This is a genomic window from Sulfuricurvum kujiense DSM 16994, assembly GCF_000183725.1.
GTDB lineage: Bacteria > Campylobacterota > Campylobacteria > Campylobacterales > Sulfurimonadaceae > Sulfuricurvum > Sulfuricurvum kujiense.
Map to the genome: position 1 here is coordinate 1,874,333 of NC_014762.1, position 14,015 is coordinate 1,888,347.

Annotated in this window: 18 protein-coding genes; 13 read left to right on the top strand and 5 right to left on the bottom strand. The window is 46.2% G+C overall.

All coding sequences use genetic code 11. The features are described 5' to 3' along the window. Position 1 precedes the first annotated feature (1 nt). The 3 genes from SULKU_RS09360 to SULKU_RS09370 all read right to left on the bottom strand — a co-directional run bounded on the left by SULKU_RS09360 (position 2) and on the right by SULKU_RS09370 (position 2,986). Positions 2-877, bottom strand: coding sequence for a DnaJ family protein (locus tag SULKU_RS09360; RefSeq protein ID WP_013460723.1), 876 nt, complete (start codon positions 875-877; stop codon positions 2-4). A gap of 234 nt (positions 878-1,111) precedes the next feature. Beyond that, positions 1,112-2,647 (bottom strand): bifunctional phosphoribosylaminoimidazolecarboxamide formyltransferase/IMP cyclohydrolase, encoded by a 1,536-nt coding sequence (gene purH / locus SULKU_RS09365; protein WP_013460724.1) that lies wholly within the window; start codon positions 2,645-2,647, stop codon positions 1,112-1,114. Positions 2,648-2,728: 81 nt separating this feature from the next. After that, a complete protein-coding gene (locus SULKU_RS09370; RefSeq protein ID WP_013460725.1) occupies positions 2,729-2,986 on the bottom strand; it encodes a hypothetical protein in 258 nt (85 codons plus the stop codon). A gap of 88 nt (positions 2,987-3,074) precedes the next feature. Between SULKU_RS09370 and SULKU_RS09375 the strand changes: the two genes are divergently transcribed. Genes SULKU_RS09375 through SULKU_RS09385 form a run of 3 tightly spaced genes read left to right on the top strand, consistent with a single transcriptional unit; the run spans position 3,075 to position 4,090 of the window. Next, on the top strand, positions 3,075-3,284 hold the full coding sequence (locus tag SULKU_RS09375) for a hypothetical protein (protein ID WP_013460726.1): 210 nt from the start codon (positions 3,075-3,077) through the stop codon (positions 3,282-3,284). Further along, positions 3,262-3,582 (top strand): type II toxin-antitoxin system RelE/ParE family toxin, encoded by a 321-nt coding sequence (locus SULKU_RS09380; RefSeq protein ID WP_151174294.1) that lies wholly within the window; start codon positions 3,262-3,264, stop codon positions 3,580-3,582. The genes SULKU_RS09375 and SULKU_RS09380 overlap by 23 nt, the downstream gene beginning before the upstream one ends. Positions 3,583-3,592: 10 nt before the next feature. Beyond that, positions 3,593-4,090, top strand: coding sequence for a DNA-deoxyinosine glycosylase (locus SULKU_RS09385; RefSeq protein ID WP_013460728.1), 498 nt, complete (start codon positions 3,593-3,595; stop codon positions 4,088-4,090). Here SULKU_RS09385 and SULKU_RS09390 read toward each other — a convergent pair. After that, entirely contained in the window at positions 4,079-4,879 is an 801-nt protein-coding gene (locus SULKU_RS09390; protein WP_013460729.1) for a D-alanyl-D-alanine carboxypeptidase family protein, read from the bottom strand. The genes SULKU_RS09385 and SULKU_RS09390 overlap by 12 nt on opposite strands. A 91-nt stretch (positions 4,880-4,970) precedes the next feature. Between SULKU_RS09390 and SULKU_RS09395 the strand changes: the two genes are divergently transcribed. From SULKU_RS09395 to SULKU_RS09435, 9 genes are read left to right on the top strand one after another with little or no spacing between them, the layout of a single operon-like run. Next, positions 4,971-5,246 carry a hypothetical protein gene (locus tag SULKU_RS09395; RefSeq protein ID WP_013460730.1) on the top strand — a complete coding sequence of 92 codons (276 nt, stop codon included), beginning with the start codon at positions 4,971-4,973 and terminating at the stop codon, positions 5,244-5,246. A gap of 50 nt (positions 5,247-5,296) precedes the next feature. Further along, a complete protein-coding gene (locus SULKU_RS09400; RefSeq protein ID WP_013460731.1) occupies positions 5,297-6,703 on the top strand; it encodes a hypothetical protein in 1,407 nt (468 codons plus the stop codon). 9 nt (positions 6,704-6,712) lie between these two features. Continuing rightward, entirely contained in the window at positions 6,713-7,585 is an 873-nt protein-coding gene (locus SULKU_RS09405) for a metal ABC transporter substrate-binding protein (RefSeq protein WP_013460732.1), read from the top strand. Then, positions 7,582-8,337: a metal ABC transporter permease gene (locus tag SULKU_RS09410; protein WP_013460733.1), complete on the top strand. Its 756-nt coding sequence runs from the start codon at positions 7,582-7,584 to the stop codon at positions 8,335-8,337. The genes SULKU_RS09405 and SULKU_RS09410 overlap by 4 nt, the downstream gene beginning before the upstream one ends. 3 nt (positions 8,338-8,340) lie before the next feature. Next, positions 8,341-9,462 (top strand): ABC transporter permease, encoded by a 1,122-nt coding sequence (locus tag SULKU_RS09415; RefSeq protein ID WP_013460734.1) that lies wholly within the window; start codon positions 8,341-8,343, stop codon positions 9,460-9,462. Beyond that, positions 9,459-10,214 (top strand): ABC transporter ATP-binding protein, encoded by a 756-nt coding sequence (locus SULKU_RS09420; RefSeq protein WP_013460735.1) that lies wholly within the window; start codon positions 9,459-9,461, stop codon positions 10,212-10,214. The genes SULKU_RS09415 and SULKU_RS09420 overlap by 4 nt, the downstream gene beginning before the upstream one ends. Beyond that, positions 10,198-11,166: an MlaD family protein gene (locus SULKU_RS09425; RefSeq protein ID WP_013460736.1), complete on the top strand. Its 969-nt coding sequence runs from the start codon at positions 10,198-10,200 to the stop codon at positions 11,164-11,166. Before SULKU_RS09420 ends, SULKU_RS09425 begins: the two co-directional genes overlap by 17 nt. A gap of 2 nt (positions 11,167-11,168) precedes the next feature. Further along, on the top strand, positions 11,169-11,768 hold the full coding sequence (locus SULKU_RS09430) for an ABC-type transport auxiliary lipoprotein family protein (protein ID WP_013460737.1): 600 nt from the start codon (positions 11,169-11,171) through the stop codon (positions 11,766-11,768). Next, positions 11,765-12,745: a 6-phosphofructokinase gene (locus tag SULKU_RS09435; protein WP_013460738.1), complete on the top strand. Its 981-nt coding sequence runs from the start codon at positions 11,765-11,767 to the stop codon at positions 12,743-12,745. Before SULKU_RS09430 ends, SULKU_RS09435 begins: the two co-directional genes overlap by 4 nt. Here SULKU_RS09435 and SULKU_RS09440 read toward each other — a convergent pair. Beyond that, positions 12,699-13,562 carry a TIGR01777 family oxidoreductase gene (locus SULKU_RS09440; RefSeq protein WP_013460739.1) on the bottom strand — a complete coding sequence of 288 codons (864 nt, stop codon included), beginning with the start codon at positions 13,560-13,562 and terminating at the stop codon, positions 12,699-12,701. The two genes, SULKU_RS09435 and SULKU_RS09440, sit on opposite strands and share 47 nt — an antisense overlap. A gap of 105 nt (positions 13,563-13,667) precedes the next feature. On the opposite strand from SULKU_RS09440, the gene SULKU_RS09445 reads away from it, so the two are divergent. Further along, positions 13,668-13,991: a YqfO family protein gene (locus SULKU_RS09445; protein WP_013460740.1), complete on the top strand. Its 324-nt coding sequence runs from the start codon at positions 13,668-13,670 to the stop codon at positions 13,989-13,991. The last annotated feature ends 24 nt before the right edge of the window (positions 13,992-14,015 follow it).

Sequence of the window (14,015 nt, forward strand, 5' to 3'; positions counted from 1 at the left end):
TTTACTCCTGCGGTAGAGATTGTTTCATTTGTTCAACCAAGGCCGGATCGATCTTATCGACCGGTGGCAGTATAATGTTCGCTTTCAAAAATAGATCCCCGCGAATGTTGGTCTGACGGTTCATCACCCCCATCTCTTTGAGACGGAACCGCTGACCGTTTTTCGTGTTTTCGGGGACTTTCAGCGTCACCTCTTTATCCAGAGTCTGAACACTCACTTTTCCGCCGAAAAGTGCCGCATAGAGCGGGACATTAAAGGTTTTAACGAGGTTGTCCCCTTCCCGTTCGTACTCGGGATTGGCGGCGACATCGATACGCAGATAGAGGTCACCCGCTTGTCCTCCCGAACGTTTCCCTTTTCCGCGGACACGGAGTTTCTCTCCGCTTTTAATTCCTGCAGGAATTTTAATGTCGAAACTCTCGCCTGAAAGACTGATCGAGTGTTTTCCCCCCAATACCGCAACGGCAAACGGAACGGTTACATTGGCATCGATATCGAGGTTCATGCCGCCGAAGCCGCCCCCTCCGAATCCTCCGAAACCGCCACCGAAGCCGCCCCCTCCGAAGCCGCCGCCCCCCTGGCCGAAGATATTACGGAGAATATCGTCCAGATCGACATTTCCCCCCTGACCTCGGGCGAAATCATGGAAATTCTGACCGCCGAACATCGAATCTCCGAACTGGTCGTATTTCGCCCGTTTCTCTTTATCGCTGAGGACTTCGTACGCCGCATTGATCTCTTTGAATTTCTCTTCCGCCTTGGGATCTTTGTTCACATCGGGGTGATACTGGCGGGCGAGCTTTCGGTACGCTTTTTTGATCTCGGCTTCGCTGGCACCGGGAGCGATTTCAAGTGTAGTGTATAAACTTTTAGACATAGTTGTATCCTATTAAAATCATTGTAAATTATTTAGCAAAAATTATAGCACTAAGTTTGAGTCAATGTCAATCAAGGTTAAAAAGAGGAGTTCGTAAGATAGGGCTAAAGAGGGATTTTATCATTGCGCCGATTAGGCGCAACTGTTCTTAGTATATCTGCCTCGATAGAGGCAAGCTTCAGTGCCTTAGCGGCTAGCGTAGTCAAAGGGATTTTATTCCTTTGACGTTCAAATTTAATGAAGAAAGTGGCGAACGCCGGTAAAGTAAAGGGCCATACCGTGCTCATCCGCTGCCGCAATGACCTCCTCATCGCGCACCGAACCGCCCGGCTGGATAACGGTTTTAACACCCGCACCCGCCGCCGCGTCGATCGAATCACGGAACGGGAAGAACGCTTCGGAAGCCAATGCCGAACCGCTGACATCCAGACCCATCTCTTCGGCTTTTTTAAGCGCACAGCGCGCCGCATCGACACGGGAAGTCATCCCCATACCGACCGCGACCATCGCCGAGTCTTTGACGTAAACGACACAGTTCGATTTAGTCAACGATGCTACTTTATAGGCAATCTCCGCGTCTTTCATCGCCGCTTCATCGGCAACGTGTTTGGTTACCAATTTAGCGTTTTTAACTTCCTCTGCAGTTACACGGTCGGCATCTTGGAATACAAATCCGCCGTCGATGTGTTTGAAATCGATCGCATCATTGCTCAATGTAATACGCTCACTGCCGTATTCGAAGAGTTTGAGACGTTTTTTCGGCTCGAATACCGCAAGCGCTTCCTCATCGATGCGTCCGGCGATGATCACTTCGAGGAACATCTCATTCATTTTTTCCGCCAATGCTTTCGTCACGACACCGTTTACCGCTACGACACCGCCGAATGCCGAGATAGGATCGCATTTAAGCGCTTCGTTATACGCATCGAGAAGATTATCACGGATCGCAAAACCGCACGGGTTGCCGTGTTTGACGATACAGATCGCATTTTCATCCCCGAATGCCGCCGCGATTTTAACCGCACCGCTGATATCGGTAAGGTTGTTGAAACTCGCTTCCCCTTTGAGGGTTTTAAAGTTTTTAGAGAAGAACGCGTCAAACTCGTATAGCCCGCCTTTTTGGTGCGGGTTTTCACCGTAACGGGTATCCATCACTTTGTTTCCGACGATGAATTGCTTGTTCCCCATCCCGTTGTTGAAGCGTTTGTTCATGTAGTTGGCAATCATAGAATCGTATGCCGCAGTGTGCTCATACGCTTTGATCATCAAATCACGGCGGAATTCAACCGTATTGTCACCGTTTGCAATCGCATTTAAAACGAGCGAATAATCTGACGGGTCGGTCAGGATGATAACGCTGTCGAAGTTTTTCGCCGCAGAGCGCACCATCGCCGGACCGCCGATGTCGATATTTTCGATGATCTCTTCGAAATCGTCGGTTTTTTCGATCGTCGCTTTGAACGGATAGAGGTTAACACACACCAAATCGATCGCCTCGACACCCAGCTCTTTGGCCTGGTCAAGGTGAGATTGTTTGTCACGTCGGTGCAAGATTCCGCCGTGGATGTACGGATTCAATGTTTTTACACGCCCTTCGAAACACTCCGGGAATTTGGTCACCTCATCGATCTCGATCGCGGTAACTCCAGCTTCTTTGAGCATTTTATAGGTTCCGCCCGTAGAGATGATTTGATACTCCAATCCGATCAGAGATTTGGCGAATTCAACGATGTTGCTTTTGTCGCTGACGCTTAGCAATGCGCGCTTCATGGCAGTCCTTTGGCAAAATTAGTGGCGGAATTTTAGCTGAATATGTTTTAAGGTAAGGTAAAGTTAAGATAGCGTTTTTGTCTATATTAAAAACTCTGGATAATACTTGTTTACAAATTCACGATCATGTATATACTCTTTTTTGATCCAATTTAATTGTATTTCTGTATCCGTCATAGACGGTAAAATATCCCAAAAAGACCTTAATTTATCTTCTATTAAAATCTCTTTTAATATCGATATTGTAATGTCTTTGTCTTTGATGACATAATGTCCAGTTCTTTTACTTTCCTTGACTTGAAAAGCATTTTTATCTTTAACTAAAACGTATTTTTCCATCCATTTGTTCCATTCTGTATTTTGCTTGATTATATCCTCTTGACACAAAGAAATGTTATAATTTTCTTATCACTACAGGAGGAATGTTATGACAGCCTACCATTTGGATATTCGTGATGAATCGGTCACCGAAAAAATCATCGCATTTTTACAATCACTGCCTGAGAACAGCATCTCTTTTTCAAAAGAAGAATACGATGAACAACTCGAATCGATGATCGATGAGGGATTTAATTCACCTATCGTAGGGACTCACGAAGAGGTATTTGCCAAACTTGGCACAAAATATGCCTTATAAAATCTACTATCTCAAACTCTCTTTTAGCGATCTCGAAAACATCTTAGATCATATCGCTGAAGATTCTCCCTCGCGTGCATCCCAATACCTCGAATTTTTAAAAACCACTATTTCCAAATTAGCCGATTTTCCAAAAATGGGCGTTTTATGTAAACGCAAACATATCCGCAGAGAATGCCGTGTCCTCATCATCGACGATTATCTCATTTTTTATAAAATCGATGAATCTTCTCAGAGCGTTTTTATCGGTAGAGTATTGCACCAAAGTGTCAACTACAAACTAAAAAAACTTTTTTAACTCTAACCTCATGGAAAACAGATTCATCCACCCCTTTGACCCCATCATCAACGCTAATACCCGTATTCTATTCCTCGGAAGTTTTCCCAGTATCGCTTCATTCGAACAAGCCTTTTACTACGCCCATCCGCGCAACGCGTTTTGGCCGATCATCGAAGAGATTTTTGATGTGAAACTTGAAAACAACGGAGCAAAAAAAACGTTTTGTTTGGAAAAGGGGATCGGATTGTGGGACGTCATCGCCTCCTGCGAGCGGAGCAATTCGAGTGATACTAATCTCAAAAACTGTACCCCCAACGATTTCAAACAACTCCTGCATGAGTATCCTAATATCCGGGCACTCGGTTTTACAGGAAAGAAAAGCTATGATTTGTTTCAGAAGTATTTTAAAGAGTTGGAAGTTGAGAAGATCTTGCTCCCCTCCACATCACCTGCCCATGCCGCGATGAAGCGAGAAGAAAAGCTAAATATCTATAAAATTTTTTTGGACGGTTATCTAGCTGTTTAGCACTTGCTCGAAGATATTTTTAGCCGTCTTCCAGCGATCCCCTTTGGCATTCATCATCACGATAACGCAATCTTTGCCATCTTTTTTCGCACGGGCGATCAGACACGGCCCCGCTTTGGCGGTGTATCCCGTTTTTACCCCGACCGCATACTGATAACGGTTGAGAAGACGGTTATGGGTGTAGGCGTAAAACTTCCGATGTTTATTAAGCGAGTAATAGGTATGTTCGTTCAATCGGCTGATATCGTTGAATTTTTTGTTCTTAATCGCGTATTCCGTCATTTTAAGAAGATCTTGCGGAGTCGAATAATGTTTTTTGTCATCGTATCCGCACGGATTCATAAAATGGGTGTGGTTCATCCCGATCTTTTTCGCTTTGGCGTTCATCATCTCGACAAAATGCTCTTCACTCCCTCCGATACTGATTGCAATCGCTTTTGCCGCATCGTTGTCCGATTTGATCATCGCCGCTTTGATCAAATCCTCCAGAATAATGACATCTCCCCGTCTATATCCCGCGATCGTCGGCTCGACTTTGGTCATCTCCCGCGTGATCGTTACCGGCTGATTCAACTTGCCGTGTTCAATAGCAAGCAGCGCGGTCATCACTTTTGTCAAACTCGCAGGATGAAGCTCTTTAAACGGCTCTTTGGAATAGAGCATTTGCTTGGACGTCATATCTTTGACAAGAAGCGCTTCGACTTTAAATTTATTCAATTCCGCTTTATCAATCTGTGCCGAAAGGCTAACCGAAAGTCCTAATAAAAGTGCGCTAAATCGTTTTATCATATGTATACCCTTAAAATATGTTTGTAATAATAGTATTCTGAAGCAAAGAGTATGCCACCTATGATAAAATTCGGTTAAAAAAGGGGGATAGGTGCGACAATTCAGACGTTTTTTTACCGCCTTATTTGTCGTAGCAACTTTGATCGGTGCCCTTCATGAAATCATCCACGATCATCATCATGAGATAGGAAACGATGTCGAAGAGTCGTGTCCTATCTACCTTCTCACACATACGTCTGTCGTATTGGTAGACAATATTGGGTTGCAAAGCATTTCAGTATCCTATGAACCTATTATCCTTCCTCTCAGCGTAGAAATTGCTTCTTCAATAATACATACTAAAAGCCGCTCCCCTCCACACGCCTAATCGCAATCACAAACCATACAACTATTTTATTTACCGATTAGGATATCTCTATGCAAAAATTATTATTATCAACAATAACTGCCGCATCTCTTTTAGGAAACGATGCTGAACTTCAGAACTTGAAAACTCAAATGGAACAAATGACGCTAATGATGAAAGCAATGCAGGAAAAAATCAATATTCTTGAGAATGCAAAGCCATCAACGGTTACTACTTCAACGGAATCCAGCACTTCGGCCTCTTTAGCAAAAAGCGCTCAAAAAGCTGCTTCCAATCTTGATCTCTCACTAATCCTTGATGCCTCTTTTGTAAGCCGATCAAAAAAAGATGAAGTTACACAGCATTTTGAACTCCCCAGCGTTGCCCACGGCATTATCGGTTCCCACTCCCATGACGGACATGAGCATGCTACCTACAACGCAGCCAACGGATTTAATCTCAACTATGCCGAAATGGCAATCCATAGCACTGTTGATCCCTACCTCGATGCCGACGCTGTGTTTCACTTCTCTGAAAATAACGTAGAAATTGAAGAGGCTTACTTCACCAGCCGTAATCTACCCTACAACATACGTGCACGCGGCGGTAAGTTTTTGAGCGAATTCGGTCGTCTAAACAACCAGCATCACCATACATGGAGCTTTTCGGATATGCCCCTCGTGTATGAAGCGTTTTTAGGAAATCACGGTATCAACGAAATCGGTGCACAGCTGCAATGGGTTGCGCCGACAAGCAACTATCTAATGTTCGGAATCGAAGCACTGCAAGGGAAAAATGAGGGGATGTTCGGACAAACCGCAATTACTAATCCTTATGATGCTGAAGAACTCCTAAGCGGTTCGACCCATCAGCCCTCTCTTCTCGTCGCCTATGTCAAAACTTCTGCCGATATCGGCGATACTACCATTCTTGCAGGTGCGAGCATTGCCGATGGAAAAAGCCGAATCAATCATTTCAGCGATGAAGAACCTCACGCCTTTGCGGGAGATAGCACCCTTTATGGAATCGATCTGACTCTCAAACACTATTTTGACAGCTATAGTTCACTCACTTGGCAAAGCGAATGGCTGTATCGTGATATGGAAGGGACACAGTTTTCCGACCCTGACGGTGATTTAACTACCGATGATATGCTAACTCCGCGTATGCATAAAAAACAAGCAGGATACTATACTCAGTTCGTTTATGCCCCCGATCAAAACTGGAAAGTGGGGACGCGCTATGACTCTATATACCAAAACGATGTGATCAAAAACGGTATTAACCAAAAGCAACCGGAAAATATGGATCAGTATTCGGCTATGATCGAATACAGTACCAGCGAATTTGCCCGCTACCGTCTTCAGTATACCCATTCAAATGCCCTATTCAATGAAGATGGCTTACGTCAAAACCTCGACTCGCTGATTTTCTCAGTCAATATCGCCCTCGGTACCCACGCAGCCCATGCGTTCTAAGGAAATACAATGCGTATAATCTTTCTATTTTTGGCACTCTTAGTGAATGTCAACGCCAAACTTACCGTTGCGGTAAGTTACCCCTATATCGCCTCCTTAACCCAGAGTATCGGAGGGGATAATGTTCGGGTGGAGACACTTGCGCAGGGAAACTGGGATCCCCACTTTGTCATCCCGAGACCCTCTTTGATTACAAAAGTACGCGATGCCGATCTACTCATTACCAACGGCGCCGATTTGGAAATCGGGTGGCTCCCTCCGCTCCTGAATCGCGCGGCAAATGAACGGCTGAACCAAAAATCAAACCTCCTTGAACTCTCAAAAAAAGTGACCCTCATTGACGTTCCTTCCGATATCAGCCGTGCCGGAGGAGATGTCCATAGTGAGGGGAACCCACATTTTCATCTCGATCCGCGCAATATTCCCCTCCTTGCCGATGCGGTTACCATTTTTTTAAGCCAAAAAGATCCATCTCATGCAACTCAATATCGCCAAAATCTGACTCTTTTTAAACAACAATGGAGCATCCATCTCAAACGCTGGGAGAACCAAATGGCAGCACTTCGCGGAGAGGAGATCATACAATACCATCCTGTATTCAATTATTTTCTCCGTACCTACGGTCTGAAAACCATCGGAACTATCGAACCGCTCGCAGGTATCCCCCCATCATCGGCACATACGATGAAACTTATCACATTAATGAAAGAGAAAAAACCGTATATGATTATGCACGATGTATATCATCCGACCAAAACCGGAGAGTTTATCGCCGATAAAAGCGGAGTAAAACTCGTTCTCCTTCCCCACGATGTAGGGGCAACTTCACGTGCCGATAATCTGGTGAGTTTGTTTGACACCTTGATACAGGCTATGAGATGATTGATCTCTTTTGGATACCGATAACACTCATTATCGCCCTTGTGGCAATTCATGCATGGTTTGGAAAAGGGATTTTAGAGAGGGGGATTATCTTTACTGATCTCTCTATCGCCCAAATGGCGGCACTGGGATCAGCGGTGAGTTTGGGATACGCTCATGGAGAGTACCAAACACTCCTCACTTTGTCGTTTGCACTGGGAACAGGGCTTCTTATCGCGTGGGCAACAACACGGCGTCTGCAGTTGGAAGCATTTATCGGACTTATCTATGTACTGGGCGCCAGCGGGATATTAATGGTTCTCTCCCACAGTGCCGAAGGGATGGAGCATTTCAAATCGCTCCTAGCCAACGATATTCTTTTTACTACCGAAACACAGCTTTACCAATCGCTGCTGCTGTATGGAGCTATTGCTTTGGTGATCCGATTTCTCTACCCGTATACCGACGGATTCGCCCGTGAGGTTCTTTTCTTTACTTTTCTCGCCCTCACGGTCACCTCATCGGTTCAGCTTGCAGGAGTATTGGTCGTTTTTGTCCTCCTCATTGCTCCGGTTCTTGCCGCTTCAATACAGCAGCGATTCGATTCTTATCCGTTTGCTTTATTTTTCGGATGGAGCTTTTCGATTTTTTCCCTTTTTTTAGCTTTTTACACCGACCTCCCCACGGGATATACGATTGTCTTTACAGGTGCTCTTGCTACTCTTGTTGCAATAATCACATTGTCGCCTAAAAAAGATCTGAATTTGTTATAATAAATGATGCAAAGTATAACACCCGCATCTCTTACCGTTACCCAAAAAGATGCACATATGCAAATACTGTGCAGCGGTTCATGGACGATTGAACATCTCTCCGATGCGGCTCGTGAGCTTGAAGCCCTTATTCCCCTCTCTCTTGTCACATGGGATATGAGCGGGATCACCGAAATCGATTCTTCCGGTATAGCACTATGGCAGCTTACTAACCGAACTTTTGAAGAGCGGGGGCATACGTGCGAGACCGTCAATGAGAGAGAAGATCTTTCCCGTCTTTTTCGCCTCCTTTATTCCAAACCTTTTCGTGATGTTCCCATCCCAGCCGTCCCTTCAAGCCTCTACCGATTGGGAAAAGAGACGTATGAAATATTTCGGGGCATCGGTACCTTCTTAGCCTTTTTAGGAGAGGCGTTTATTTTGTTTTTTTATACGCTGCGCCATCCCCGTCTTATCCGGTACCGCTCCATCGGCGTTCACATTTTGGAGACCGGGGCACGCGCTCTGCCTATTATCGCCCTAAGCGCGTTTTTGATCGGGGTCGTTGTAGCCTATCAAAGCGTCGTTCAGCTTCAAAAATTCGGAGCCGATATCTTTATCGTCGATATGATCGGTATCTCGCTTACCCGTGAGCTTGCCCCCCTCATTACCGCTATCGTCGTCGCCGGACGGAGCGGCTCGGCATTCACCGCCCAAATCGGAACAATGAAGATGACCCAAGAGATCGATGCGATGAGAACCATGGGATTTGATCCGTTTACGTTTCTAGTGTGGCCGAGGGTCATCGCGCTGATGATCATTATGCCGTTGCTGATTTTCTTCGCCGATATGGTAGGGATTTTCGGGGGGATGGTGATTGCGCAGGTCCACTCCCATCTAAGTTTCTCCGAGTTTATTCACCGGCTTCAGGGGGCGCTTGCACTCAAACACTACCTTATCGGACTGATCAAGGGACCGTTTTTTGCATTTTTGATCGCTTTTGTGAGTACCTATCGCGGATTTCAGGTATCCATGAATACCGAAAGTATCGGTCAGTACACCACCAAAAGTGTCGTCAATGCCATCTTTCTCGTTATTGCCTGCGATGCGATCTTTTCGGTTTTGCTGACGGAGCTTAGACTATGAACACTCCGATAATAGAAGTCCGTGATGTCGTCACCGTACTGGGCGGGAACCTGATCCATGACCATGTCAGCTGTATCGTACGTCAGAATGAAATTTACGCCCTTTTGGGGGGAAGCGGCTCGGGAAAATCGACGCTGATGAGGGAAATGATTCTGCTGGAACATCCGAAAAGCGGTACCATACGCCTCCTGGGACATGACCTCTCAACCCTATCACCGCTTGAAGCGATGCAGCTGCGCCGCTCATGGGGAGTGCTGTTCCAATCGGGTGCGTTGTATTCTTCGCTCACCGTAGGGGAAAATATTGCCCTGCTCTATAATGAATATACCGATCTCACCCCGAAGCTGATAGAGGAGCTGATTCATTTAAAAATCAATCTCGTCGGTCTCCCTCCCCATGCAAAACACCTTTACCCCTCACAGCTCAGCGGCGGTATGGTTAAACGCGCGGCCCTTGCCCGAGCGGTTGCCCTTGATCCGAAACTCCTCTTTTTGGATGAACCGACATCGGGTCTCGATCCGCTCAGTTCACGCCAATTTGATGAGCTCATTTTACAATTGCGGGAACTTTTAGGGCTTACCATCGTCATGGTAACCCATGATTTGGATACAATTCATCATATTGTGGATCGTTTCACGTTACTGGGTGACAAAAAAGCGATTGCGGAGGGGAGTCTCGAAGAGGTTCTTGCCGTTGATCATCCGATTGTCGATTATTTTTTTCAAAAGGGTCAGCATGGAATCGCGCGTTAATTACACCGCCATCGGCGTCTTTGTCATCCTCTTTACCGTAGCGGTGGTCGCTTTTGGTTTTTGGCTGGGCAAATACAGCCAAGACGAGCGCCTATACCGCCGCTATAAAGTCTATATGACCGAATCGGTCTCGGGGCTTTCCCCGGAAGCGGCTGTCAAATTTCAAGGGGTCGATGTCGGTAAAGTCGAATCAATTCAAATCAATCCCCATAACAGCGAAGAGGTCGAATTAACCCTGAAAATCAAAAAAGAGACTCCGATAAAAACCGATTCGAATGCCATGCTCAAATTTTACGGCATCACAGGGTTGGCATTTATCGAAATTGCCGGCGGTTCGCGACACGCTCCCCTCCTTTCCGACGGGAAAGATACCGTCCTCACCATACCTTCCAGCCCCTCTTTAATCACACGTCTGGATGAATCTCTTAGCAACGTTGCTGCCAAACTCTCCCTTACCCTCGATCGTGCCAATAAAATTTTCAGCGATAAAAATATTGATAATGTCGCCCAATCATTGGAAAATTTACGCTCTTTAACCGCTCAGATCGACGGCTATCAAATTCAAATCAAGTCCCTGCTGGCACAAAGTATCGCTCTAGAGCACAATGCATCCAAATCCTTTGTCGCTATGGGTGAAGCAGCCGGAAGCGTCAAAACCGCTTCGGGCAACTTCAATACCCTGATCCAGACCAAAATGGCGAGTACCCTGGAGTCGCTTGATGCAACCTCTAAAGAGAGTCATAAACTGATCCAAAAACTCGAAGCCTCCCTCGATCACGGTGACTACGATATGCGCGCCATTGCCGCTCCCGCAAGCGGCGAACTCACTACCCTTTTGGAACAGACCCGTACGCTCAGCAATGAGATGGAGACGACTCTGCGCTCTTTGCGTGAAAACCCCTCTGATTTGTTGTTTAAAAAATCCACCCCTAAACCGGGCCCGGGAGAATAACTATGCGCCGATACCCTCTCTATTTCTTTTTTATCTTTATTCTGTTCGGATGTTCGGCTTCGACACCGACAATCAATGAATACACCCTCTTCTCTTCCCAAATCAGCCAACCCAAAAGTCCCCCCATCTCCTCCAAAACCCTCTCCGTCACTTTAAGTAAATCGATCGGATCACTTTTGGGCAAAAATATTATCTACCTCTATGAAAACGGCCAAACCGGCCCTTATTTATACAGCCGCTGGAGTGACACCCCCGCCGCATTGATACAACGCTCACTCCTCGCATCCCTCAATGAAAAAGCTCTATTCGCTTCGCTTTCATCCGCGACTTCCCTGGCACAGACCGATTGGATGCTGGAATCGAATTTGGATGCTTTTTATCATCGATTTTATGACGATAAAAGCGAAGGGTACATCGACATCACCTATCGGCTCGTCGATACCCGTACCAAGCAGCTGCTGGCATCCAAACGTTTTACTGTCTTCTCGCCCGCTGCGAGCATGGATGCAAAAGGGGGCGTAGAAGCACTGAAAATTGCGACCGGGGAGCTTAACCGCCAATGCATCGATTGGCTAACCAAACTTTTAAAGGAGAAAAAATGAATCAAAAAATAGCTATTCTCTGCTCCGGCGGAGATGTTTCGGGGATGAATCCCGCATTGAAACGTTTTGTCGAATACGCCTATGCCCGTAATCTCCAACCCTATTTTGTCCGAAACGGCTACGAGGGGCTTATCGACAATCATATTGTCCCCGCAGACTATCATGATGTCGCCGGAATCATTACCCGAGGAGGGACTAAGATCGGTTCGGCCCGCTCATTACGGTTTAAAGAGGCTTCCTATCGTGCGGTTGCCGCAGAAAATCTCAGGTCTCACGGCATTGACAGACTGATCGTACTAGGAGGAGACGGGAGCTTTCGCGGAATGGAACGCTTCTATCACGAGACCGGGATAGCATTTTGCGGAATTCCCTCAACCATTGACAATGATATCAACGGTACCGATTATTGTCTGGGGGTCGATACGGCGTTGGGAGTCATCAAAGATGCGATTGACCAGATCCGTGACACCGCATCCTCGTTTCACCGGGCATTCGTCATCGAGACGATGGGGCGCGACTGCGGCTATCTTACTTTGATTTCCGCCATTACTTCAGGAGCGGAGCTATGTCTGATCCCCGAACTTCCGGTCGATATCGATGACTTCAAAGGGTGTTTTCAATCCCAGATCGCCAAAGGACGCGACTATTTCATTGCTGTCGTATCCGAAGCGCTTGATAGCAAAAAAGTGGCGGAGTGGTTCGAAAAAGAGTTGGGATTTGAATCGCGTGTTTCGGTACTGGGACATATTCAGCGCGGCGGAAACCCGAGCGTATATGACCGGCTAATGGCCTTTAAATTCGTTACCTACGCGATCGATGCACTATTGGAAGGGAAAAACCATTCCATTATCTGCTACAACAAAAGCCATTTCAATTTTAAAACAATTGACGAAGTCGCATTGCACCCTTACCGCCTAGATGAAGAACTCCTTAATCTGGCACGCGAACAATTTCTTCCAACGCGCTGTCAAATGTAGGGTAGCGAAACGCAAACCCTGCATCTTGCAAAACCCGCGGATAAACTTCTTTGGAATCCAGCATAACACTGGAACCCTCTCCGAATACGAGTTTCACTACCCACTCGGGGAGATCAAAAAACGTAGGTCGATGCAAAATCTGCCCCATAGTTTTGGTCTGTGCCATATTGCTGATCGGTTCGGGCGAAGTAAAGTTGACGCCCCCCTTTATCTCTTTATGATCAATTAAAAATGCCGCCGCACGTATCAAATCGTCCAAATGGATCCACGAGATCATCTGAAATCCGTCTCCCATTTTCCCACCGAGTCCGATCTTGAAAGGGGTAAGCATTTTCGCCATCGCACCGCCTCTCCTGCCGTAAACGACGCCGAAACGCATTGCACAGACACGGGTAACATCCGATTGAGCCTTAAATGCGGCATATTCCCAATCCTGTGCCAATGAGGCTAAAAAATCATCTCCGAAATGGGAAGAAAATTCATCATGTTGATGGTAAGAATCATAAATTCCGACGGCAGAAGCATTTAAAAGAGTATGGGGAGGAGACTCGCACAAAGAGAGGGCTTCGACCAAAGTTTCCGTCGTCTCTAACCGGCTGTTGCGTAAAATTTCTTTATAGCTTTTCGTCCACCGCCCCAAAATATTGGCTCCGGCCAAATTTATCAGGACATCCGAACCCTCCAGCTTTTTAGCGACTGTTTCAGCTGACATCCCGCTGCGTATACTCAGTGCGACAACCTCATCTCCCCTGCTTTCAAAGAAAACCTTCATTCCGCTTCCCACAAATCCGCTTACACCGCAAATTACTATCTTCATATGCTTCCTTTTCCTGCTTGTTCTATTGTAGCTTAAAGGGTGCATGGTATGATTAAAGATATAATTGAATTCACTCTTTAATCCAATTCTAATGGAGTCTCGGCCATGTTCTTCCATTTATTTGTCTATGTTCCCGTCCAAGACGCCGAAAAGCTCAAACAGGCCCTTTTTAATGCCGGAGCAGGAAAATACGAACATTACGATCAATGCTGCTGGGAAGTACGGGGAATCGGTCAATTTCGCCCTTTAACAGGTTCAAATCCCTTCATCGGAGCTCAAAATACGCTGGAAAAAGTGGAAGAGGTAAAAATTGAAATGATTTGTGAAGATGAACAGATCAAGGGTGTTTTAAAAGCGTTAAAAGAGAATCATCCGTATGAAGAACCGGCTTATGGAGTGATAGGAATTAAGACGTTGGAAGATTTTTAAAATTCCCCGAGAGGGGAATGTGGC

Excerpts from the sequence above, each read along its gene's own strand:
- SULKU_RS09360 (WP_013460723.1), bottom strand. The coding sequence starts at position 877 with ATGTCTAAAAGTTTATACACTACACTTGAAATCGCTCCCGGTGCCAGC.
- purH (WP_013460724.1), bottom strand. The coding sequence starts at position 2,647 with ATGAAGCGCGCATTGCTAAGCGTCAGCGACAAAAGCAACATCGTTGAA.
- SULKU_RS09370 (WP_013460725.1), bottom strand. The coding sequence starts at position 2,986 with ATGGAAAAATACGTTTTAGTTAAAGATAAAAATGCTTTTCAAGTCAAG.
- SULKU_RS09375 (WP_013460726.1), top strand. The coding sequence starts at position 3,075 with ATGACAGCCTACCATTTGGATATTCGTGATGAATCGGTCACCGAAAAA.
- SULKU_RS09385 (WP_013460728.1), top strand. The coding sequence starts at position 3,593 with ATGGAAAACAGATTCATCCACCCCTTTGACCCCATCATCAACGCTAAT.
- SULKU_RS09390 (WP_013460729.1), bottom strand. The coding sequence starts at position 4,879 with ATGATAAAACGATTTAGCGCACTTTTATTAGGACTTTCGGTTAGCCTT.
- SULKU_RS09400 (WP_013460731.1), top strand. The coding sequence starts at position 5,297 with ATGCAAAAATTATTATTATCAACAATAACTGCCGCATCTCTTTTAGGA.
- SULKU_RS09405 (WP_013460732.1), top strand. The coding sequence starts at position 6,713 with ATGCGTATAATCTTTCTATTTTTGGCACTCTTAGTGAATGTCAACGCC.
- SULKU_RS09410 (WP_013460733.1), top strand. The coding sequence starts at position 7,582 with ATGATTGATCTCTTTTGGATACCGATAACACTCATTATCGCCCTTGTG.
- SULKU_RS09415 (WP_013460734.1), top strand. The coding sequence starts at position 8,341 with ATGATGCAAAGTATAACACCCGCATCTCTTACCGTTACCCAAAAAGAT.
- SULKU_RS09420 (WP_013460735.1), top strand. The coding sequence starts at position 9,459 with ATGAACACTCCGATAATAGAAGTCCGTGATGTCGTCACCGTACTGGGC.
- SULKU_RS09425 (WP_013460736.1), top strand. The coding sequence starts at position 10,198 with ATGGAATCGCGCGTTAATTACACCGCCATCGGCGTCTTTGTCATCCTC.
- SULKU_RS09430 (WP_013460737.1), top strand. The coding sequence starts at position 11,169 with ATGCGCCGATACCCTCTCTATTTCTTTTTTATCTTTATTCTGTTCGGA.
- SULKU_RS09435 (WP_013460738.1), top strand. The coding sequence starts at position 11,765 with ATGAATCAAAAAATAGCTATTCTCTGCTCCGGCGGAGATGTTTCGGGG.
- SULKU_RS09440 (WP_013460739.1), bottom strand. The coding sequence starts at position 13,562 with ATGAAGATAGTAATTTGCGGTGTAAGCGGATTTGTGGGAAGCGGAATG.
- SULKU_RS09445 (WP_013460740.1), top strand. The coding sequence starts at position 13,668 with ATGTTCTTCCATTTATTTGTCTATGTTCCCGTCCAAGACGCCGAAAAG.